Source organism: Streptomyces sp. NPDC102402 (assembly GCF_044765765.1).
Classification (GTDB): domain Bacteria; phylum Actinomycetota; class Actinomycetes; order Streptomycetales; family Streptomycetaceae; genus Streptomyces.
Genome location: NZ_JBIWKR010000019.1, coordinates 88,100 through 108,833, shown reverse-complemented (window position 1 = coordinate 108,833; position 20,734 = coordinate 88,100). Strand labels below are relative to the sequence as shown.

17 protein-coding genes and 1 pseudogene are annotated in these 20,734 nt (G+C 72.9%); 13 read left to right on the top strand and 5 right to left on the bottom strand.

Annotated elements, in window-relative coordinates; all coding sequences use genetic code 11:
• The first annotated feature begins 27 nt into the window (after positions 1-27).
• On the top strand, positions 28-1,971 hold the full coding sequence (locus ACIRJR_RS33465; RefSeq protein WP_403787840.1) for a helix-turn-helix domain-containing protein: 1,944 nt from the start codon (positions 28-30) through the stop codon (positions 1,969-1,971).
• Positions 1,972-2,488: 517 nt separating this feature from the next.
• Here the strand turns inward: ACIRJR_RS33465 and ACIRJR_RS33460 are convergent.
• A pseudogene (locus ACIRJR_RS33460) lies at positions 2,489-3,181 on the bottom strand (transposase); the annotation flags it as partial.
• 408 nt (positions 3,182-3,589) lie between these two features.
• On the opposite strand from ACIRJR_RS33460, the gene ACIRJR_RS33455 reads away from it, so the two are divergent.
• Together ACIRJR_RS33455 and hflX are read left to right on the top strand one after the other, a co-directional pair.
• Positions 3,590-6,124, top strand: coding sequence for a beta-glucosidase (locus ACIRJR_RS33455; RefSeq protein WP_403787837.1), 2,535 nt, complete (start codon positions 3,590-3,592; stop codon positions 6,122-6,124).
• 26 nt (positions 6,125-6,150) lie between these two features.
• Positions 6,151-7,560 carry a GTPase HflX gene (gene hflX / locus ACIRJR_RS33450; RefSeq protein ID WP_403787834.1) on the top strand — a complete coding sequence of 470 codons (1,410 nt, stop codon included), beginning with the start codon at positions 6,151-6,153 and terminating at the stop codon, positions 7,558-7,560.
• Positions 7,561-7,660: 100 nt separating this feature from the next.
• Here hflX and rfbH read toward each other — a convergent pair whose 3' ends face one another.
• Positions 7,661-8,962: a lipopolysaccharide biosynthesis protein RfbH gene (gene rfbH, locus ACIRJR_RS33445; RefSeq protein WP_403787831.1), complete on the bottom strand. Its 1,302-nt coding sequence runs from the start codon at positions 8,960-8,962 to the stop codon at positions 7,661-7,663.
• A 210-nt stretch (positions 8,963-9,172) separates the two neighbouring features.
• On the opposite strand from rfbH, the gene ACIRJR_RS33440 reads away from it, so the two are divergent.
• The 4 genes from ACIRJR_RS33440 (at position 9,173) to ACIRJR_RS33425 (ending at position 12,945) form a co-directional block, all read left to right on the top strand.
• Complete coding sequence (locus ACIRJR_RS33440) at positions 9,173-9,355, top strand: DUF5302 domain-containing protein (RefSeq protein WP_403787828.1); 183 nt, start codon at positions 9,173-9,175, stop codon at positions 9,353-9,355.
• Positions 9,356-9,637: 282 nt separating this feature from the next.
• Positions 9,638-11,476 carry a polyketide synthase gene (locus ACIRJR_RS33435; RefSeq protein WP_403787825.1) on the top strand — a complete coding sequence of 613 codons (1,839 nt, stop codon included), beginning with the start codon at positions 9,638-9,640 and terminating at the stop codon, positions 11,474-11,476.
• The gene (locus ACIRJR_RS33430) at positions 11,473-12,297 is read left to right on the top strand and encodes a 4'-phosphopantetheinyl transferase family protein (protein ID WP_403787822.1); all 825 of its coding nucleotides are present in this window, start codon (positions 11,473-11,475) and stop codon (positions 12,295-12,297) included. The genes ACIRJR_RS33435 and ACIRJR_RS33430 overlap by 4 nt, the downstream gene beginning before the upstream one ends.
• A 192-nt stretch (positions 12,298-12,489) precedes the next feature.
• Complete coding sequence (locus tag ACIRJR_RS33425) at positions 12,490-12,945, top strand: nuclear transport factor 2 family protein (RefSeq protein WP_403787819.1); 456 nt, start codon at positions 12,490-12,492, stop codon at positions 12,943-12,945.
• A 9-nt stretch (positions 12,946-12,954) separates the two neighbouring features.
• Here the strand turns inward: ACIRJR_RS33425 and ACIRJR_RS33420 are convergent, their stop codons facing one another.
• Together ACIRJR_RS33420 and ACIRJR_RS33415 are read right to left on the bottom strand one after the other, a co-directional pair.
• Entirely contained in the window at positions 12,955-13,260 is a 306-nt protein-coding gene (locus tag ACIRJR_RS33420) for a hypothetical protein (RefSeq protein WP_403787816.1), read from the bottom strand.
• 256 nt (positions 13,261-13,516) lie between these two features.
• Complete coding sequence (locus tag ACIRJR_RS33415; RefSeq protein ID WP_403787813.1) at positions 13,517-14,872, bottom strand: lysine N(6)-hydroxylase/L-ornithine N(5)-oxygenase family protein; 1,356 nt, start codon at positions 14,870-14,872, stop codon at positions 13,517-13,519.
• Between the two features lie 297 nt (positions 14,873-15,169).
• Here ACIRJR_RS33415 and ACIRJR_RS33410 point away from each other — a divergent pair, with 297 nt between their 5' ends.
• Positions 15,170-15,841 (top strand): FMN-binding negative transcriptional regulator, encoded by a 672-nt coding sequence (locus tag ACIRJR_RS33410; RefSeq protein ID WP_403787810.1) that lies wholly within the window; start codon positions 15,170-15,172, stop codon positions 15,839-15,841.
• Here ACIRJR_RS33410 and ACIRJR_RS33405 read toward each other — a convergent pair whose 3' ends face one another.
• On the bottom strand, positions 15,842-16,615 hold the full coding sequence (locus ACIRJR_RS33405; protein ID WP_403787807.1) for an LmbU family transcriptional regulator: 774 nt from the start codon (positions 16,613-16,615) through the stop codon (positions 15,842-15,844).
• Between the two features lie 422 nt (positions 16,616-17,037).
• Here ACIRJR_RS33405 and ACIRJR_RS33400 point away from each other — a divergent pair, with 422 nt between their 5' ends.
• The 5 genes from ACIRJR_RS33400 (at position 17,038) to ACIRJR_RS33380 (ending at position 20,673) form a co-directional block, all read left to right on the top strand.
• Positions 17,038-18,171: a serine hydrolase domain-containing protein gene (locus tag ACIRJR_RS33400; RefSeq protein ID WP_403787804.1), complete on the top strand. Its 1,134-nt coding sequence runs from the start codon at positions 17,038-17,040 to the stop codon at positions 18,169-18,171.
• 260 nt (positions 18,172-18,431) lie between these two features.
• Positions 18,432-18,701: a hypothetical protein gene (locus ACIRJR_RS33395; protein WP_403787801.1), complete on the top strand. Its 270-nt coding sequence runs from the start codon at positions 18,432-18,434 to the stop codon at positions 18,699-18,701.
• Positions 18,698-19,687, top strand: a complete 990-nt coding sequence (argB, locus tag ACIRJR_RS33390) for an acetylglutamate kinase (RefSeq protein ID WP_403787798.1) — start codon at positions 18,698-18,700, stop codon at positions 19,685-19,687. Before ACIRJR_RS33395 ends, argB begins: the two co-directional genes overlap by 4 nt.
• A 320-nt stretch (positions 19,688-20,007) precedes the next feature.
• On the top strand, positions 20,008-20,223 hold the full coding sequence (locus ACIRJR_RS33385) for an MbtH family protein (RefSeq protein WP_403787795.1): 216 nt from the start codon (positions 20,008-20,010) through the stop codon (positions 20,221-20,223).
• A 129-nt stretch (positions 20,224-20,352) separates the two neighbouring features.
• Entirely contained in the window at positions 20,353-20,673 is a 321-nt protein-coding gene (locus ACIRJR_RS33380; RefSeq protein ID WP_403787792.1) for a hypothetical protein, read from the top strand.
• Positions 20,674-20,734 lie beyond the last annotated feature (61 nt).

The following is a 20,734-nucleotide window of genomic DNA, read 5'->3' as shown; positions in this document are numbered from 1 at the left end:
TCAGGTCGAATCCGCCGGGGGGCTGGGATGACAGGGGAGGACCCGCAGACGGGGACCGAGGTCCTGCGCATCCTCGAACTCCTCGCGGAGGAGGCACCGGCCCACGCGTACGACCAGGTCCTCGCCCAGGCCCGCCGCTCCGGCGCGGCACCCCACCGGATCGACCAGCTGACCCGTGCCAAGGGCCTCGCCCTGGAAGTCAACGCCCTCTTCGACCGGCGCCGCCAGCGCGAGGCCGAACTCGCGGCGCTCGTCGACACCGCCCTCGACCTCACCGCGCCCTCCCGGCTCGACGCCACCCTGCGCCTGATCACCCGCCGAGCCCGGCTGCTGCTCAACACGGACCTCGCCTGCACCGCCCTGGCCGACGAGGCCACCGGAGACCTGACGGTCGGCACCGCCGACGGCTCCGTCAGCGCGCGCACGGCCGGCCACCGCATACCCGCCGCCGCGCTGCACGGCGACGCCGGCGGCGAACTGCCCGGCCCCTTCTGGACCGCCGACCACCTCGCCGACGACCAGGCCGGCCACACGGCCGCCCTCGGCGACTTCCTGCAGGCCGAGTCCCTCCACGCCGTGCTCGGCGTACCGCTGCGCGCCGACGACCGGTTCCTCGGCTTCCTCTACGTCGCCGACCGCAGGACACGGCACTTCACTCCCGACGACGTGTCACTCATGTCCTCCCTCGCGGGGCTCTCCGCCTTCGCCATCAAGACCGCCCGCCTGCTGGAGACCGTGCAGGCCGCCAACACCGTGCTGGAGGACGCCGGGACCAGGGCCCGCGCCGGACTCAGCGACGCACTGCGGGCCAAGGAACTCCAGGACGGTCTCGTCCGGCTCGTCCTCGAAGGCATCAGCATGGACGAACTCCTGGCCCGCGCCGCCGCCGAGCTCGGCGGCGGCCTCTCCGTCTGGGGCCAGGGAGGTGAACGCCTCGCCGGCCACGGCCACACCCCCCGCCCCGACGGCGCCGAACTGGAGCGCGTACGGCTCAACGCCGCGGCCAGCGGCATCGCCTGCCCCCTGACCGGCGGCACCCTGGTCGTGCCGCTCTCCGCCCGCTCCGAGGACGTCGGCTCGCTCCTCTTCCACCCCGCAGAACCGGACACCGGCACCGGACCCGGCGAACAGGTCCTGCTCTCCTACGCGCGCACCGTGTCCCTGCTGCTCGTCATGCAGCGGTCCACGGACGCCGGGGGACAGGCCGACGACGACCTCCTGGAGGACCTTGTCACCTGGGACGGGCCGGCCGAGGGCCTGGAGCGGCGCGCCCGCCGGCTGGCGGCCCGGCTGGAGCGCCCCCACGTCATGGTCGTCGCCCGGCCCCGCAACGCGGCCGCCGACCTCGTCGAGAGCTGGGCCGCCGGCCACGTCCGTCGCCACCGCGGCATGAAGACCGTCCAGGGCGACCGGCTGGTCCTGCTCCTGCCCGGGGACGACCCGGCCGCCCGTGCCGCCCAGGTCCGCGCGGAACTCGCCGAGACCACGGGCGCCCCCGTCACGGCCGGGGCCGCCCGGGTCGCCAGAGGCGCGGACGCGCTCCGCCGCGCCCACCAGGAGGCCGTCCGCTGCCTGGACGCCCTCACCGCGCTCGGTGGCACCGGGCGCTCCGCCGCCGCCCGCGACCTCGGGTTCATCGGCATGCTGCTCGCCGAGGAACACGACGCCCCCGGGTTCGTGGAACGCACCCTCGGACCGCTGCTGGACCACGACGCCGAGCGGTTCGGCAACCTCGTCGAGACCCTCGACGGCTGGTTCACGGCCGCCGGCAGTCCCACGAGGGCCGCGGAAATCCTCTACGTGCACCCCAACACGGTCTCCCGCCGCCTGGAGCGCATCACCCAGCTGCTCGGCCCGGACTGGCAGCAACCGGAACGCTCGCTGGAACTTCAGCTCGCCCTGCGCCTGCAGCGGGCGCGCATCTTCCACGGCCTCGCACCCGACGGCCCCCGGTCATGGGGATCGGCGTGACCGTGCCGAGACCGTGGCGCGTCCTCGGGCCGAGCAACCGCACCGCGTGCGCCAGCGACACGAGCGTCACGTGCCGGTGCCAGCCGTGGTACGAACGCCCTTCGAAGTCCAGCGCCCCCACCGGCAGGCTCGTGCCCGTGAAGTCGGCGTCGGCCCGTCCGATCAGCTTGCCCAGCCCCAGCAGCGTGCTCCGGCTCGCACCGGCCAGATTCGTCAGCCACAGCTCCGACACCTCGTGGCTGTTCGGCGACCAGACCCCCACCAGCGTCAGCGGGGCGTCCGCCGACGGCATCCTGCCGAACCCCTGACGCGCCCTCGGCACCGACGGCCCCGGCAGCCGTACGGGCAGCAGGGACACGAGCGAGGTCTTCGGCAGGCCCGGGCCCGCCGGCTCGAACCACTCCACCGGCCGGCGCTGGGAGCGCGCCAGCTCCGCCAGCCGTCCCGCCGAGGCCGACACGGACCGGCTGCCCCCGCCGGACAGCGCGGGGGCCAGCAGACCCGCACCGCCTCCGATCCGCAGCAGGAAGGGGAGCCCGGCCCGGGAGAAGGCCTCCACCATCGACGGCACGGCCTCCTCGCGGGCGTCCGTCACGACGGGCAGCCGGTTGATCCCCCAGCCGGCCGTCTCCAGCGCCAGGTCCAGGGCGAGACCCTCCGCGGACCCGGCGTCCACCGAGTCGGGTATCGCGGCCCGACGGCGCATCTCGGCGTCCTCCAGCCAGTCGCCGGACAACGACAGCCGCCAGTTCACCGGAGCCGCGGCCGCCCCGGAGGCCAGCCACAGACCGTACCCGTGCTGGCTGTTGACCACCTGGCCCAGCTGCGGGACGAACCGGCGCCCCACACCCACCGAATGACGGCCCGTCTTCGGGATGACCAGCGGGCGCACCACCCACGCCTTCGGCGCGAGCAGCCGGTCCACCCGGGCCGCCAGCTCCGCCCGCAGCGGGGACCAGTCCCACGTCGAGCAGCTGATGAAGTGGTGCAGGCTCTGTTCCGCCGACCGCTCGTCCGTGCTCGCGGCCAGATTGCGCATGGTCTTGCGGCCCGGGGCGTGCAGGAGCCCGTTCACGTACAGCTCCCCCTTGTGCCGCTGGTCGCGGCGGCGGAGCGAGGACAGCACCGAAGCGACCAGGGCCCGCGACGCACCCGCCGCAGGATCGTGTAGCAGGCTCGGGGCTTCCACCGCTTGGAGAGTGGCCCTCATGACGCTCCTCGGGTCTCGGCGCCCCGGAACCAGCCTGGCCGGGACTGCAATCGCTGGGACCCCTCTACCGTCCCCGGCGGCCCGGTCACGGCCCAGGTAGACCGGAAACACACTTTTCGGCCCGCGCCGCACCCGCGCCCCGAGCGCCGCCGCGCACGCCCCGCACAGGCAGCGGGTGGTGGCCCCGCCACCACTGCCCGGGGCCGCGGGCTCCGCAGCGGGCCCGGCAGGGCCCGGCCCCGCCGGCCTCGAGCGATCCTCTAGCGTCCGCGCCCGGATGACACGGAGTGAAACCCCCGGAATCCGTAGAGTGTGACGGGACGACCTCGTCTCCCGCGGCCGGTTCCGTGAGCGTGGAGGCACGCGCAGCACGCGCGCGCACCGACGCACCGAACAACAGGAGACCGCATGCTGTCCCGCAGGCCGGCGGAGCGAACGACCCGCCCCCACACCAGATTCCGGACCGACGGGCGCAGACGCCCGGGCCGCGCACCGCGGCTGCTCGCCCTCACCGTCGCCCTCCTCTGCACGAGCGGTCTGCTCACGACGGCCAACGGCACCACCACATCGGCCGCGGCCGAGGAGGGCACCCCGCGCGTCCGCGGCCTCGTCGCGCGGATGACCCTCGACGAGAAGCTCTCCTTCGTCCACTGGACTGCCGGACCCCAGGACGGCCCCCTGGCCCGCGGCGTCGGCTACCTGCCCGGCGTACCCCGCCTGGGCATACCCCCGCTGCAGGCCGCCGACGGACCGGTGGGGCTGCGCATCAACGGCGGCCGCGCCACCGCGATGCCCACCCCCACGGCGCTCGCCGCCACCTTCGACGACGGCCTCGCCCTCGCGTACGGCAAGGTCCTCGGCCACGAGGGCCGGGCCCTGGGCCAGGACGTGGTCCTCGCCCCGATGGTCAACAACATCCGCGTGCCGCACGGCGGCCGCAACTTCGAGACCTTCAGCGAGGACCCGCTCGTCACCGCACGCACCGCCGCCGCCGAGATCAAGGGCATCCAGAGCCAGGGCCTGATGGCCACGGTCAAGCACTTCGCGGGCAACAACCAGGAGACCGACCGCTTCACCGTCGACGCGACCATCGACGAACAGACCCTCAACGAGGTGGAACTGCCCGGCTTCCGCAGCGCCGTCGAGGCCGGAGCCGCCTCCGTGATGTGTTCCTACAACGGCGTCAACGGCACCCCCGCCTGCAGCAGCGACCAGCTCCTGCGGAAGGTCCTGCGCGAGCAGTGGGGCTTCAAGGGCTGGGTGATGTCCGACTGGCTCGCCACCAAGGCCACCACCGACATCACCAAGGGCCTCGACCAGGAACTCGGCCTGGAGATGGGCAAGCCCACCGACCCGGTCCCCGACTCCCTGCACTTCGGCGCCGCCCTGAAGGCCGCCGTCACCGCCGGCACGGTCCCCGAGTCCGCGCTCGACCGCTCCGTGGTCCGCATCGTCGGCCAGATGGAGCGCTTCGGCCTCCTCGACCCCGCCGGTGGCACCGCACGGCCCGTACGCGACGCCTCGGCCGGCCGGGAGACCGCCCGCGAGATAGCCGAGAACGGCGCCGTCCTGCTGAGCAACACCGGCACCGGCGGCCACCGAGCCCTCCCGCTCACCGGGACCGCGGGCACCTCCCTCGCCGTCATCGGCGACAGCGCCAGACACCCCAAGGTCTCCGGCCTGGGCAGCGCGCACGTGGTGCCCGACGCGGCCGAGTCCCCGCTCGAGGCCCTGCGCGAGCGCGCGGGCGAGAACGCCACCCTCACGTACGAGCCCGGCATCGACCGGCTCGGCACCCCGCTGTCCGCGGCGGAGCTCAGCCCCGTCTTCCACAACGGCAAGCAGCTCGACCCGGGCGCCGACCGCGCGTTCTACGACGGCACCCTGACCGTGCCGGCCGACGGCGACTACCGCATAGGCGTACGTGTCGACGGCGGGCTCGCCATCCTCCAGGTCGAGGGCCAGGAACCCGTCTACGCCGCCGACTCGTTCAGCGAGACCACCAGCGTCGTCCTCACACTCACCAAGGGCACCCACAAGCTCGCCATGAGCGGCTGGGCCTGGCCGGACCGCCCGCTGTCCGTGGACCTGACCTGGGTCACCCCCGAGCAGTCGAGCCGGAACATCGAGCGGGCCGTCGCCGCCGCGGCCGGCGCGCGGACCGCCGTCGTCTTCGCCCAGGACGAGGGTTCCGAGGGATGGGACCGCCCCTCGCTGTCCCTGCCGGACGGCCAGGACGAGCTGATAGCCGCGGTGACCGAGGCCAACCCCAACACGGTCGTCGTCCTCAACACCGGCTCCTCCGTCCTGATGCCGTGGCTGGACTCCACCGCCGCGGTGCTGCAGATGTGGTACCCCGGCCAGGAAGGCGCCGGAGCCACCGCCGCGCTCCTGTACGGGGACGTCAACCCAGGCGGAAAGCTCACCCAGACCTTCCCCGCCGCCGAGAACAGCCACCCGATGGCCGGCAGGCCCGAGCGCTTTCCCGGCGTCGCGGGCAGGCAGGAGTACAGCGAGGGCGTCCACGTCGGCTACCGCTGGTACGAACAGCAGGGCGTGAAGCCGCTGTTCCCCTTCGGCCACGGCCTGTCGTACACCTCCTTCTCCTACCGCGACCTCGCCGTCCAACGGACCGCCACCGGCGCCACGGTCCGCGTGACCGTCCGCAACAGCGGTCACACCACCGGCAAGGAGGTCGTGCAGGTGTACCTCGGCCCGAGTGCCCAGGTGAGCGCCCCTCAGGCGGTCAAGAAGCTGTCCGGCTACACGAAGGTCACCCTGGCCCCCGGCCAGGAGAAGCGGGTAGCCGTCACCGTCGACGCCCGCCGGCTCCAGTACTGGGACACCGCCCGGCACGCCTGGCAGGACGCCCCCGGCGCCCGCACCGTCCAGGTCGGCTCCTCCTCGGCGGACATCCGCCTCACAGGCCGCCTCGCCCCCTGACCCCCCACTCCAGTGAGAGGAATCGCATGACCGCGACAGACAACGGATCCACCCCCACCGGCAACCGCATCGGCGCCGCCGCCGCCATCGACACCACCCAGAGCACCGGCCTGCACCACGTCGCCGCCCTGTCCACCGAACTCAGGGACGTCGTCGAGGTCGAGCAGCGCCAGGTCCGCCTGGAGCGCGTGGTGCTCGTCGGCGTGTGGACCTCCGGCACGGTCGCGGAGGCGGAGAGCTCCCTCGCCGAGCTGGCCGCCCTCGCCGAGACCGCGGGCGCCCTCGTCCTCGACGGTGTCGTCCAGCGCCGTGACAAGCCGGACCCGGCCACCTACATCGGCTCCGGCAAGGCCGGGGAGCTGCGCACCCTCGTCGAGACCACCGGTGCGGACACCGTCGTCTGCGACGGTGAGCTGAGCCCCGCCCAGCTCGTCCGCCTGGAGGAGTTCGTCAAGGTCAAGGTGGTCGACCGGACCGCCCTGATCCTCGACATCTTCGCCCAGCGCGCCACCTCCCGGGAGGGCAAGGCACAGGTCGCGCTCGCTCAGATGCAGTACATGCTGCCGAGGCTGCGCGGCTGGGGCGCCTCGCTGTCCCGGCAGATGGGTGGCGGCGGTGGGGCGGGCGGCGGCATGGCCACCCGCGGCCCCGGCGAGACGAAGATCGAGACCGACCGGCGCCGGCTGCGCGACAAGATGTCCAGGATGCGCCGGGACATCGAGGAGATGAAGACCGCCCGCGACCTCAAACGGCAGGAACGGCGCCGCAACAAGGTCCCGTCGGTCGCGCTCGCCGGCTACACCAACGCCGGCAAGTCCTCGCTCCTCAACCGTCTCACCGGCGCCGAGGTCCACGTCCAGAACGCCCTGTTCGCCACCCTCGACCCGACCGTGCGCCGCAGCGAGACACCCGGCAGGCGGGCCTACACCCTGGCCGACACCGTCGGCTTCGTACGGCACCTGCCGCACCAGCTCGTCGACGCCTTCCGCTCCACACTGGAGGAGGTCGCCGAGGCGGACCTCATCCTGCACGTGGTGGACGGCGCGCACCCCGACCCGGAGTCCCAGATCGAGGCCGTGCGCACCGTCATCGGCGAGATCGGCGGAGAGGGCGTGCCTGAGCTCGTCGTCATCAACAAGGCGGACGCGGCGTCGCCCGAGGCGATCGCGCGGCTCAAGCTCGCCGAACCGACGGCGATCGCGGTGTCCGCCCGCACCGGTGAGGGCATCGAGCACCTCCTGTCCCGCATCGCGGAGGAACTCCCGCACCCCGACGTCGAGGTGGAGGTGGTCATTCCCTACACGGAGGGGAACCTGGTGGCCCGTGTCCACACCTCGGGCGAGGTGCTGACGGAGTCGCACGAGGAGAACGGCACCCGGCTGAAGGCGAACGTCGACGCCTCCCTCGCCGCGGACCTGGCCGACTACACCGCCTGACACGACCCGGCGGGCCGGCCCTCCCGACTGCTGGGAGCGCCGGCCCGCCGGGAACGTGCGCGCCGGGCCCCGCGCCACCGAGGCGGCGGGGCCCGGTGGGTCAGTGGGCGCGGGTGGTGAACTCGCGGATCGAGGCGATCACGTAGTCGATCATCTCCTCGGTGAGGCCGGGGTAGACGCCGATCCAGAAGGTCTGGTCGGTGATCAGGTCGCTGTTGACCAGCGGCTCGGCGATCCGGTGCGGCTTCTCGGCGTACGCGGGGTGGCGGGTCAGGTTGCCCGCGAAGAAGCGGCGCGTGTGGATACGCCGCGACTCCAGGAAGTCCACCAGCGCGGCCCGGGTGTAGGCCGCGTCCGGGTCCACCGTGATCAGGAAGCCGAACCAGCTCGGGTCGCTGTCCGGGGTCGCCTCCGGCAGCAGCAGGCCCGGCAGCCCCTCCAGGCCCTCGCGCAGCTGCCGCCAGTTGCGGCGCCGGGCAGCGGCGAACTCCTCGATTCTCTCCAGCTGGCTCAGCCCCAGAGCGGCCTGGAGGTCCGTCGCCTTCAGGTTGTAACCCACGTGGGAGAAGATGTACTTGTGGTCGTAGCCGTGCGGCAGCTTCCCCATCTGCTGGTCGAAGCGCTTCATGCACCGGTTGTCCTCGCCCGGCTCGCACCAGCAGTCCCGGCCCCAGTCGCGGAAGGACTCCACGATCCGCGCCAGCACCAGGTTGCTGGTCAGGACACAGCCGCCCTCGCCCATCGCGATGTGGTGCGCCGGGTAGAAGCTCGTGGTCGACAGGTCACCGAAGGAACCGGTGCGCTTGCCCCGGTACGTCGAGTCGACCGCGTCGCAGTTGTCCTCGATGAAGAACAGGCCGTGCTGCTCGGCGAGCTGGGCGACCTCCTCGACCCGGAAGGGGTTGCCCAGCGAGTGCGCGATCATGATCGCGCGGGTCTTCGGCCCGATCGCCGCCGCGATCCGCTCGGGAGTCGTGTTGTACGTGCCCAGCTCGACGTCCACGAAGACCGGCACCAGGCCGTTGTGCAGGATCGGACTGACCGTGGTCGGGAACCCCGCGGCCACCGTGATGACCTCGTCACCCGGCCTCAGGCGCTGCTCCTCCAGCTGAGGGGAGGTCAGGGCGCTCAGCGCCAGCAGGTTCGCGGACGAGCCCGAGTTCGTCAGATGCGCCTTACGGGTCCCGATGAACCGGGCGAAGTCCCGCTCGAACCGGCGCGAGCTGGTGCCTGCCGCGATCCGCATGTCCAGCGCCGCCGAGACCAGGGCCAGCCGGTCGTCGGCGCTGAGCACGGCGCCGGACACCTGAACCGGGGAGACACCGGGCTCGAAGGGACCGGGAGCCTGCTCCCGGTGGTATTCACGGACGAGCTCCGCGATCCGGTCCTTGGTCTCGCCCATGGCCGTTCCCTTCTGATGGCACCGCTGACTGAACTGTGAGGCTAGGCCCGGAAGCACGTCGAATCAGCAGAGCGCCGGTCTACTTCATCAGGTCCGGGAGGAATCCGGGCGGATGGCGAAAACGAATCCATCGGGAGATGAAGAGGATCGCCTGACGGGCGCTCGGATGCCACACTGAAATCGCTATGGAGCACGCTCTGGAGGTAATGCATGACTGATAAGCCGGAAAACAACTCCGTTGAGACCGACGCCAAGCGCAAGTTCCAGGAAGCTCTGGAGCGCAAGTCCCGCAACGCCAGATCCCAGCAGGCCCACCACGAGGCGCGGCTGAAGATCAATGGCTCCAGCGGCCTCAACCGCCAGAACCGGAATTACCGGCGCAAGGCCGGCTGAACCCGCGCAGGCCTTTCCCAGGGTCGCCGCGATCCCCCTCCAGGGATCGCGGCGACCCTTTTTTCGTGCGGTCGTGGCGCCCCGTCCGGAGGTCCGGGTGGATTTTCCCTCAAGCCCTGGTGGAGAAACGCTCGACAAATTCTTGGAATGAGCTCTGTATTCAGCCTAAGTGGGTTCCATCGGGGTCGCCCCGACTGTCTCCGGCTGCGAACGTGTCGTGTGTGTCCGTGCGCGCGACCGTCTGGCCGCCGGCGCTCTCGTCCGAGGGAGGAACGTGTCCGGATGGACGACAAGGAGATACTGACCCGCTTCAAGGACGGCGGCCTGGACCGTACCCGGGCCGCCGCCCTTCTCACGGCCCGGGCCGGGGCCCGGCACCTGCCGGACAACGCCCCGGCCCCCCGCGGCACGACCGCCCCCGCCCCCGCCCCCGCCCCCGCAGGCCCGGCCGCGGCAGTCCCCGGCCCCGGCGTGGCCGGTGAGGCCGAGGACGTCCGGGGCACCACCCGGGGCACTCAGGGCACTCAGGACAGCGGGGCAACGGGCCGCGTGGCCGTCGTCGGCGTCTCCGGCCGCTTCCCGGGGGCCCAGGACCCGGACGCCCTGTGGAAGCGGCTCCGCGCCGGCCGCGCCGCGGCGGGAACGCTCCCGCGGGACCGTCCCGGCAGCGGTACCGGCGGCACGGGGACGGGCTACTACCTGGACCGCGTACAGGACTTCGACCCGGAGTTCTTCGGGATCGATCACGCCGAGGCGGCTCTGATGGATCCCCAGGAGCGGATCTTCCTGGAGACCGCCTGGGAGGCGTTCGAGGACGCGGGCTGCACCGGCAGCCGCCTCGACGCGCTGGCCGCGCCGGACGGGACCCCGCGCAGCGTCGGTGTCTTCGTCGGGGCGAGCGCGGGCGACTACGCGCTGCTGGCCGCCGAGGCCTGGACCCGCGGCGCCCGCGCCATGCCCCGCCGCGGCCACTGGAGTCTGCCCAACCGGCTCTCCGGCCTGCTCGGCCTGGCCGGCCCCAGCCAGAGCGTCGACACCGCGGAGTCCTCCGTGCTCGTCGCCCTCGACCTCGCCCTCGCCGCCCTGCGCCGCCGCGAGTGCGAGGCCGCGCTCGTGGGCGGGGTCCAGCTGCTGCTGCACCCCGCGAGCCGCCGCCCCGGAGCGGGGGAGTGCGCCGGCGCGCTGCTGCTGAAGCCGCTCGACCGGGCCCTGGCCGACGGCGACACCGTCCACGCCGTGGTCCTCGGCGGAGCGGTCGCCCACGCGGGCGGCACCGGTGCCCCGCACCGTGTGGCACGGGCCGCCCTGCGCCGGGCCGGCCATGGGACGGTGGAGCCCGAGCTCAGGGAGAGCGCCGGTACGGCGGCCGCGGCCGTGGGCGACGCCGGCGCGGCCACCGGCGTCGCCGTACTGGCCCGCGCGGTGCTCCAGTTGCGCCACCGGGTGCTGCTGCCCGGAGTGGAGCGCCACGAGGCCGAGCCCTGGGTGCGGTCCGGGCCCGGACCGCGGCGTGCCTCGGCGTCGGTGCGCGGAGCGGGCGGGGTCGAGGCCCACGTGATCCTGGAGGAGTTCCGGCCGGAGTCGGCGGAGTCGCGGGGCTTGCCGGACGGCCGGGGCGGTCCGGCCACGGGAACCGGTCCCGAAGGAGAGCTGGTCCTGTTGTCCGCGCCCACCCCCGCCCACCTGGTGGCCACCGCCGCCCGCCTCGCCGCCCGGCTCGCCGAGCACGACGTCCCCCCGCTCGCCGCCCTCGCCCGCTCGCTGCGGACCGGGCGGGCTCCGATGGACTGCCGCTTCGCCGTCGTCGTCCACGACCCCGCCGAACTCTCCGCCGCCCTCGAACGGCTGGCCGCGGGCGCCATGCGGGGCGTCGCCGACCTGCGCGGCGGTGCGGCCGACCCGCTGGGCCTGGGAGCGGTCCCCGAGACCCGCGCCTACCTCGCCGGGCTCTGGGAGGCCCGACGGCTGCGCCAGCTGCGCGCACTCTGGCTGTCCGGGGTGGACACCGACTGGGCGGCCCTGGAGCGGGCGGCCGGCCCCGGATCCGTCTCGGTGCCGCTGCCGCCCTCCGCGTTCCTGCGCACGCCGCTGTGGTTCGCCGGTGCGGGAGAGGGCGGATGAGCACGGTGACCGCGCCGGCGGGGCGACGGGCACCCGGCGGGGAGGAGCCGCCCCCGGTCAACCTCTGGTTCTGCCCCAACGACGACCTGGCGCCCGCCATCGCCGCCACCCTGTGCACCCACTGGCTGGACGAGAGCGAGCAGGAGATCGCGGGCCGCTTCCTCTTCGAACGCGACCGCCGGCAGTACCTGGTCGCGCACGCTCTGGTGCGCCGCGTCCTCGCCCTGGAGACCGGCATCCCCGAGGCGGAGGCCATCATCTGGCGCTCCTCCCGTGGCCGCCCCCACCTCCAGAACCCTGCGGGGGGCCTGCCGCGAGGCGGCGACGCCCTCGACTTCAACCTCTCGCACTCGCAGACGTACAACCTCCTCGGAGTCGCCCGCGGGCACCGGATCGGGGTCGACGTCGAGCGGCTCGACCGCTCCGACGTGGGCCTGTCCACCATCGCGAACACCTTCACCCCCGCCGAGCGCGACTGGATCGCGCGCCTGGCCCCCGGCCGCCCCCACGACCAGCGGGTGCTGCGCCTGTGGACGCTCAAGGAGGCGTACTCCAAGGCTGTCGGCCTCGGCCTCGGACTGCCCTTCGACTCCTTCGCCTTCACCCTCGCCGACGACAGGGGCGTGCTCCACTTCCAGCCGCCGGAGAACGACGCGGCGGACCGCTGGCGGTTCCTGGAGTTCGAACCGGCTCCCGACGTGCTGGCCGCGGTCGCGCTGGAGGTCGGCGGGGCTCACCCGCCCCCGGTCCACCTCCACCACGGCTTCCCGTGGGGCCGCGCCGCCCCCCGCCGCCTCGTACTCCCGGCGGCGAGCACCTGATACCCGCCCGGACGGCGGGGGCGTGGCGGGCTCCCGGGTCCGGACCACCGGTGAACAGGCCCGTCGGCGGGAGCGCTTGAGGAGTATTCGAAGAATCCTCGATCCCGCCGAAGGAGACTGTTCACACCGAAGTGAGGGTCCCCTCGGCCGCCCCCACACCCCGGGGCACGGCCGGAAGCGGAGGCAGCGATCATGCCCGTCGAACTGGTGCGCACCGGGGGGGACCCGCTTCGGAACGGATTCCCCGCCCTCTACGCCGAGATGCAGCGGTTCTACGCGCGCCAGATGGAGTTCCTGGACACCCACGACACCGGGCCCTGGGCCGAAACCTTCACCGAGGACGCCGTCATCGAACTGCCCTCACCGGCCCCGCCCGTGCCCGCCCGCGCCGGGCTCGCCCACTACGTGCGCGCGGGCGCGGCCCGGCGGCGGGCCGGCGGCCTCCTCGACCACTGGGTCGGCATGCTCGACGTGCGGCCCCAGGAGGACGGCACGCTGCGGACCCGATGCTCGGCCCTGGTGCACGCCGTGCCGGACGGCGGCGGCCCCCCGGTCCTGTACGTGTACGCCATGGAGGACGTCCTGGTCCGTGCCCGCGGCACGTGGCACACCGCGCACCGCCGGGTGACCCGCGACGACCTGGCGTGAGCGCCCGTCTCAGGGCAGCGCGGTGAACGAGGCCAGGACGTCGTCGAGTTCGTACGAATGGACGGTGAAGGCCTCGGGGGCGACCGCGGTCGAGTCGAGGACCCCGATCACGGCCCGCACCGTCTCCACCACCGCCTCACCGCGGATCATCAGGACGAGCGTCTCGGCGTCGCTCCACGCGTCGCCGAGCCCCGGGACCGCCCCGGTGCGGAAGGCGGCCTCGGCGCGTCCGAGGTCCGACGCGTCGCCGAACCGCAGCCGGACGAGACCACGGGGCGCCGGGCTGGGCTCGCTGACCGTACGGCTGGTGCGCATGGCACGACTCTTTCGGGGAGACGCCCGGCCGCGGACCGGACCGGTGAAGTGGGATGGCGGGAAAGGGGAGCGGCTCGGCGAACGGCAAGCCGCCCGACGGCACCGGGGCCCGGTGCCGCGTACGGGTGGTGAGGACGGCAGACCGCCCGCGGTCCACGTTCACCGCGTGCCCGCCGGCCGACCGTGTCCGGGAAGGAGAGCCGAGGACGACCGCCGAGGGGTGCCTCACCCGTCCGCAGGCGACGCGCCCGCCGGCTCACACGGCCGAGGACGCCTTCTCCACAGGGCCGGTGCGGCCCAGCTCCCGCTCGGTGCGCCGCAGCACGATCGAGTCGGCGATCTCGCCGCTGCGCACCGCGATGTTCGACAGCAGGGAGGAGGACAGGCCGTGGGTGTGCTCGGTACCGCCCTGGAGGTAGACCCCGCAGGTCAAGCCGGAGGCGTTGACGAGGCGGTAGTCGCGCTCCACCCGGTGCCTGCCGGCCGCGTCGCGCTCGAAGTTCCGGTCGAACTCGCCGAGCAGCAGGGCCGGGTCCAGGCCGTCGTACCCGGTGGCGAACACCAGGGCGTCCACAGCCGTCTCCTCGACCGTCTCGTCGAGCAGCGAGCGCAGGACCACGCGCGTCTCGTCCCCGGCGCTCTTCACTCCGTCGACCCGGGTCAGGTTGCGGAAGTGCAGCCTCCGGCTGCCGTGGACCTGCTCCTCGTACGAGCGCTGGTACAGGGACCTGATGACATCGGCGTCGACCACCGAGTAGTTGGTGTTGCGGTGGTAGCGCCAGAAGGAGTCCCGGGCCTGCTCGGTGCCGAAGTAGTAGTCGTCCACCGAGGAGGGGTCGAAGACCTGGTTGGCGAAGGGGGTGTCGTCGGCGATGGAGTAGCCGTACGACGGGATGACCGCGCTGACCTCGGCGTGCGGCAGTGAGTCGTGGAGGAACCGGGTGATCTCGGCCGCGCTCTGGCCGGCGCCGACCACCATCACCTTCCTGAGGTCCTCAGGGGCCCGGGCGCCGAACCTGCTCAGGAACTCGGAGCTGTGCCAGACCCGCTCATGGCCGTCCATGCCGTCAGGCAGGCGTGGAACCAGGCCCGTGGAGATGGCCACGTTGCGCGCGGCGACCACGCGGGTGGTGCCGTCGCCGTCGCGCACCTCGATCTCCAGCAGGTCGGGCGCGCCGCCCCCGCCGCCCTCGGTCACCGGCCGGATCGAGGTGACCTCGGTCCCGTAGGAGACCCGGTCGCCGAGTCCGGCGGCCGCCCACTCCAGGTACTGGTGGAACTCGTGGCGGGTCGGGAAGAAGTCCTGGTTGTTCACGAACTGCACCAGCCGGTTCGAGGCGTGCAGGAACGAGACGAAGCTGTACCGGGACAGCGGGTTCCTGAAGGTCACCAGGTCCTTGAGGAAGGAGATCTGCATGGTCGCCGACGGCAGCAGCATGTCGCGGTGCCAGCCGAACGCCGGCTGCTTCTCGAAGAAGTGGGACGTGACCGGATGCCGGGGAGCGCTCTCACCGTGCTCCTCCAAAGCGATCGCGAGCGACAGGTTGGACGGGCCGAACCCGATGCCGACAACGTCGTAGATCTCTTGGCTACGCCTGCCCTTTATGCCCATAGAAATTCTCCCGATGACGTCTGGAAAACTTGGCCGGTGGCCCGGAAGACCGCTCTGCAGTGTGCTTCTGAAGGTCCCTCAAAAGCAACTTGAGGACGAGATGAAGGGCATTTGAGGGCCGCTGGAGATGCTCGGCATTCGCAATCGTTGTCCCGTCGGCAGGACGTCGTTATGGTCGGCCCGGATTCTCGATGACTCCATACGTCCGGCTTCAGCCGGCCCGGTGCCGGGGTGACCGCTTCGGCATGCCCTGAGCCGGGGCCTCGCTACGGGGGAAATACCGAAAGGCGAATCCGTATGTTCGTACCCAGTTTCTACCGCGAGCCCGACAGCTCGTGGATGGTGGATGTGATCCGCGACAACCCGCTGGCGCTCGCGGTGTCCAACGGCGGCTGTGACGACGGTCCCTTCGCCACACACCTGCCGGTCATCTTCGACCCCGAGACCTCCGCCGACCCCTCCGGGGACCTGCGCGGAGTCACGTTGCTCGGCCACATGAACAAGGCCAATCCGCACTGGAAGGCCCTGGAGACGGGCAGCGTGGTTCTGCTGACCTTCACCGGCCCGCACTCCTACGTCTCACCCACGGTGTACGAGAAGTCCCCGGCGGCCCCGACCTGGAACTTCACCGCCGTGCACGTCCGGGGTGTGGTCAGGATGCTCGGCTCCGCCGACGAGACGCTGAGCGTGGTGGAGTCCACCGTCCGCGTCTTCGAGAAGGACTTCGGCGACGGCTGGGACATGACCGAGTCGCTCGGCTACTTCCGGAAGATCGTGCCCGCAGCCGGGGCCTTCAGCGTCGACGTCACCGGAGCCGAGGGGATGTTCAAGCTCAGCCAGGAGCAGCCGGGCGAGGTGCGCGAGCGGGTGCGGGAGTCGTTCGGCCGGAGCGCGTGCACGTACAAGCACGAGACCGCCGGGCTGATGGGCCGGCTGCGCGGCGCCGCGGCGCCACCGTCCGGCCGGTGATCAGTCGACGACGGCCGCCACCATCAGCGCCCGGCCCAAGGGCCCGGGACTCTGCGCGGCGCCGGGCAGCCCGCCGGGGGCGTTCGGCCCGGCCGGCTCGTCCAGCGGCTCCGCCGGCTCGTCGAGCGCGCTCGCGGCCGCGCTGTCCAGGGCGCTCGTCACCCACCGCCCGAACTCGACGCCCGACTGCTCCGCGGCCTTGTGCCACCACTCCAGGCGGCCACCGGGAACCTCCAGGCGGCCGTTCGGCCCGACGGCGGGGCGCACCGGCTCCCCCGTGCCGCGTCCGTCGCGCAACGCGCCGCGCAGCTGCTTGGTCGTCCACCGCAGCCGTTCGGTCCGGTCGAGCCAGACGTCCTGCTCCTCGGGCGGCAGGGAGGCCAGCTCGGCGTGGTGCTGGAAGCTCAGCGCGGACCTCCGCCGGTCCAGTCCGAAGCGGCGCGAGACCCAGGCGTAGTTGCGCAGGGTCTGGTAGGAGAGGCCCACGGCGCGGATCCCGCGCTGGTACCGGTCGGCGTAGTGGTCCTTGCCGTAGACGAGCCAGTCGCCCAGCCACCAGCAGGAGGAGTCGACGATGCCGGCGAGCCGGCGACCGGTCCGCTCCCACTCGGCGTAGGCCATGGCGCCCGGCATCTGCAGGCCGACCTTGGTCGTCAGCACCTGCCGGTCGTGGTACGCCGCCGCGGGGCGCGGCTGCTGCGGCAGGGTCTGCGGAAGAGCGGTTCCCGGGCCGCCGTGCGACCCCGCGGTCCGACCGGCCTGATGCACCATCATGCCTCCATGAGAAGGGTCCACATATCCGGCGAGCAGTTTCCGGGCATCGGCTGGAACGGCGCCGGAGCAGCGTTCGAGCCCGCGTGGGGGTTCGGGCGAGCGGCGGAGATGTACCGTCGACAGGACGCCCGCACGGTCGGTAAAGCCGCCGTGGACCGAGCATGATTTTCTTGGCCGCTTTCCGGCCGGAAGGCTTTTGTCGATCCGGTCGGGAGTTATTCGTCGCTACCCGGCGCCGCTTCTGTGCGGACAGTTCCGGTCGACGTGTGTGCGGCAAGGGCGAATCGCCCTGCCGCCGTGTGCCCGAAACGCGGAATCGGCCGGATGGGCCGACCGCGAAAACAGACTCAGAACGGGGTATGGCGATGCGGACGATGCGGAAGAGACCAGGAGCAGCAACGGTCGGAATTCTCGTCATATCGATGGCGGCCACCCTTTTCACGGGCTCCGCTCAGGCGTCGCGGGCGACCGGGCCCGACGCCCGGGGCGGACACGAGGCGACGCAGCAGGCGATCGACGCCGCCGTCGCGGCGGGCATCCCCGGCATCACCGCCGAGGCGCGCGACTCCCACGGGGTCTGGAAGACCGCGGCGGGCGTCGGCGACCTGACCACGCGCGCGCCGCGCGGCAGGAACGACCGGTTCCGCGTCGGACACCTCACCAGCACCTTCGTGGCGACCGTCCTCCTCCAGATGGAGGCGGAACACGTACTGGACCTCGACGACAGCGTGGAGCGCCACCTCCCCGGCCTGGTCACGGGCAACGGCAACGACGGCGGCGCGATCACCGTCCGGCAGCTCCTCAACCACACGAGCGGCCTCCCCGACTACTACGCCGACAGCGCGTACGTCGACACGTACGTCCTGGGCGACGGCTTCTTCGCGCACCGGTACGAGACCATGCCGCACGACAGGCGCGTGCGGGTGGCACTCGCCCACCCGCCGCTCTTCCGGCCCGGCGCCCGGCACGGGTTCTCGAACACCAACGACGTCCTCGCCGCGATGGTGGTCGAGGCGGCCGGCGGCAGGTCGTACGAGGAGGAGGTGCGCCGCCGCATCATCAGGCCCCTGGACCTCAGGGCGACGACCACCCCCGGCAACGGTGTACACCTGCCCCAGCCGAGCGGGCGCGGCTACTCCAAGCCCTGCTTCCTCACCCAGCCCGACCGGATCGAGGACGTCACCGACCTGAACGGCTCGCAGAACTGGGGCAACCTCGACATCATCTCCAGCACGGCGGACCTGAACCGGTTCTACGGGGCCCTGATGCGCGGGGGCCTGCTGCCGCCGGAGCAGCTGCGGGCGATGAAGACGACCGTCGTCAACCCCGACGTCCCGATCGCGGCCTACGGCCTGGGCATCGAGCGGCTGACGCTCGGCTGCGGGACCACCGTCTGGTACCGCGACGGCGGCACGGTGGGCTGGCTCTCGATGGTCGCGCTCACCGACGACGGCCGCCACCAGCTCACCTTCAACTACAACAGCGACTGGAGGGCGGACGACCTCCTGTCCATCCTCAGCGCCGAGTTCTGCGACCCGGCCTCGCGCACCCGCTGACGCCGGCCGGGGAAAAAAACGCGGCACGTGAGCCGTCGGCAATCCCACCGACGGCACGTGAGCGCCGTCGGCAATCCCACCGCGGCCCGCGGGCGGGGCCGTCCAGAGCGTGGACGCCGTACCCGGCCTCCCGAGGCGCCCGGGCTTCCCACGACCGGAACCGCACCGTGACCGATGCGCACGCCCGCTCGGCGGACCGTGGCCGGCGACCGCCGTGCCGCACGTCCGCGCCGCACGGGCGGAGCAGCGAAGGAGATGCAGTGAGCGTCACCGCAGCACGAGGCTTCACGGCGGCGGACACCGCCGCGGGAATCAAGGAGAACCGCGCACCGTGCCGGCCCGGCGCCGCCCTCGACGGCGTCCGGGGCCACCGCGGGGGAGCAGCCGGCGGGGGCCGTGCCCCGTCCGGCACGGAAGGCCGCGAGGCGGGCGTCACCGCCGGTCCGGCCCACGGCCGCGAGTCCGCCGTGATCCGGGCCGCCCTCCTCACCACCGCCCACGTCCACGAGAACAGCGAGTACGCCTCATGACCGCTTCTCCGTCCCACCTCCTCCCGGCTCCGGCCTCCCGCTCCAGCGGCCCCCGCGGGAACACCGGGCCCGCGGCCCTGCCCAAGGCCCGCGCCCTGGTGGAGGCGCTGCCCTGGCTGGCGCGCCACCGGGGGAAGACCATCGTCATCAAGTTCGGCGGCAACGCCATGGGCGACGGGAGCCTCAAGGCGGCCTTCGCCCAGGACGTCCTCTTCCTGCGGCACGCCGGCCTGCGCCCCGTCGTCGTGCACGGCGGAGGCCCGCAGATCGACGCGCAGCTCGGCCGGCTGGGTCTGGAGTCCCGGTTCGAGGCCGGTCTGCGCGTCACCACCGACGAGGCCATGGACGTCGTCCGCATGGTTCTCGCGGGGCAGGTGCAGCGCGAACTCGTAGGGCTGCTCAACGAACACGGGCCGCACGCCGTGGGCATGACCGGCGAGGACGCCCGTCTGATGACCGCCGTCAAGCGCTACGTCGACGCCGGGGGCAAGGCTGTGGACATCGGCCGCGTGGGGGAGGTCACCCACGTCGACCCCGGGGTCGTACGGGCCCTCGTCGAGGACGGGCGCATCCCCGTGATCTCCTCCATCGCCCGGTCCGGCGACGCCAAGGACGCCGCCGGGGGCGGGGTCTTCAACGTCAACGCCGACACCGCGGCCGCGGCCCTCGCCGCCGCTCTCGGCGCCGAGACGCTCCTGGTCCTGACGGACGTCGAGGGCGTGTACGCGGACTGGCCGCACAGCGACGAGGTCATCCCCCGGCTGACCGCGGCCGAACTGGCCGAACTCGTCCCGAGGCTGTCCGCGGGGATGATCCCCAAGATGGAGGGCTGTCTGTACGCCGTGAACAACGGTGTGCGCACCGCCCGCGTCATCGACGGCCGGGTCGAGCACTCGGTCCTGATGCAGATCTTCGCCGGCGGGGGCACCGGTACGGAGGTCGTGCCGGACGGCGGGGCACGCTCCGCCCGGGTAGCGACGGCGTGAGCGGTGGCGTGTGCGACGGCGTGAGCGGCGGCGTGCGCGGCGGCGTGCGCGGAGGCCGCGCCCCACCTGCCGCGGGCCGCGCGGGAGCCTTCCCCCTGCACCTGGATCGGGGAGCCTTCCCCTTCCACCTGGATTCGCAAGCTTGAGCGAATCTCGACCGGGCCCCGAGGGCCCGTGAATAGATTGCGGCGAGCCGCCTGCCCGGCAACATGGGCGGCCGAGCCCGTACGAGTCCCCCCGGCCCGGCGCAGGGCGCGGTTCTCCGCCGCGGCACCACTCGAGACGCCGAGCCGCCTCATGACTGCTAAGGACGGTGCCAGTTGAGCACGAACCCCTTCGACGACGAGAACGGCCGCTTCAACGTCGTGGTCAACGACGAGGACCAGCACTCGCTGTGGCCGGTCTTCGCCGAGGTGCCCGCCGGCTGGCGGATCGCCTTCGGCGAGGCGTCCCGGGCCGAGTGCCTGGAGTACGTCGAGCGGAACTGGACCGATCTGCGTCCCAGGAGCCTGCGGGAAGCCATGGCCGCGGGCTGAGCACCGCCCGGGTGCTCCGTCGGCCGGCGGAGCGGTTCACGCCCTGGGCCGAGCGAGCGAGTCGGAGGAGGGCCCGAGGCGATCGAGCGCACCGGCCCCGACTGCCGGACCCCGCGCGACCACGCGTGGGTGGCCCGGCGGTTCGACCACCACCGCGGGCGCGGCGGGCGTAGCTTCGCCCACCACGCCGAGGCCGCCCGCCTTGCCCCGCCGGAGCAGGACCACCGGCTGCGCGAGGCGGAACGGCGGACGTGGCCCCGCACCGAACCCCGCAGGTCCGACCGTGCCGACCGTGCGGAACACGCCGACCATGCCGGTCCGGCCGCACAGGCCGGCACGGACGGACCGTCCGCCGCGGACGGCGAGGAGTACGGGGCGCGCCGGACCGCCGGGCAGATCCGGCGGGCCGCCACGCTCACCATCGAGTCGACGCGGAGCGTCGGCGACTGACGACAACGCCGCGCGGGGGTACCCCCGGACCGAGTCCGGGGGAGTGCGGCAACCGGGGCGC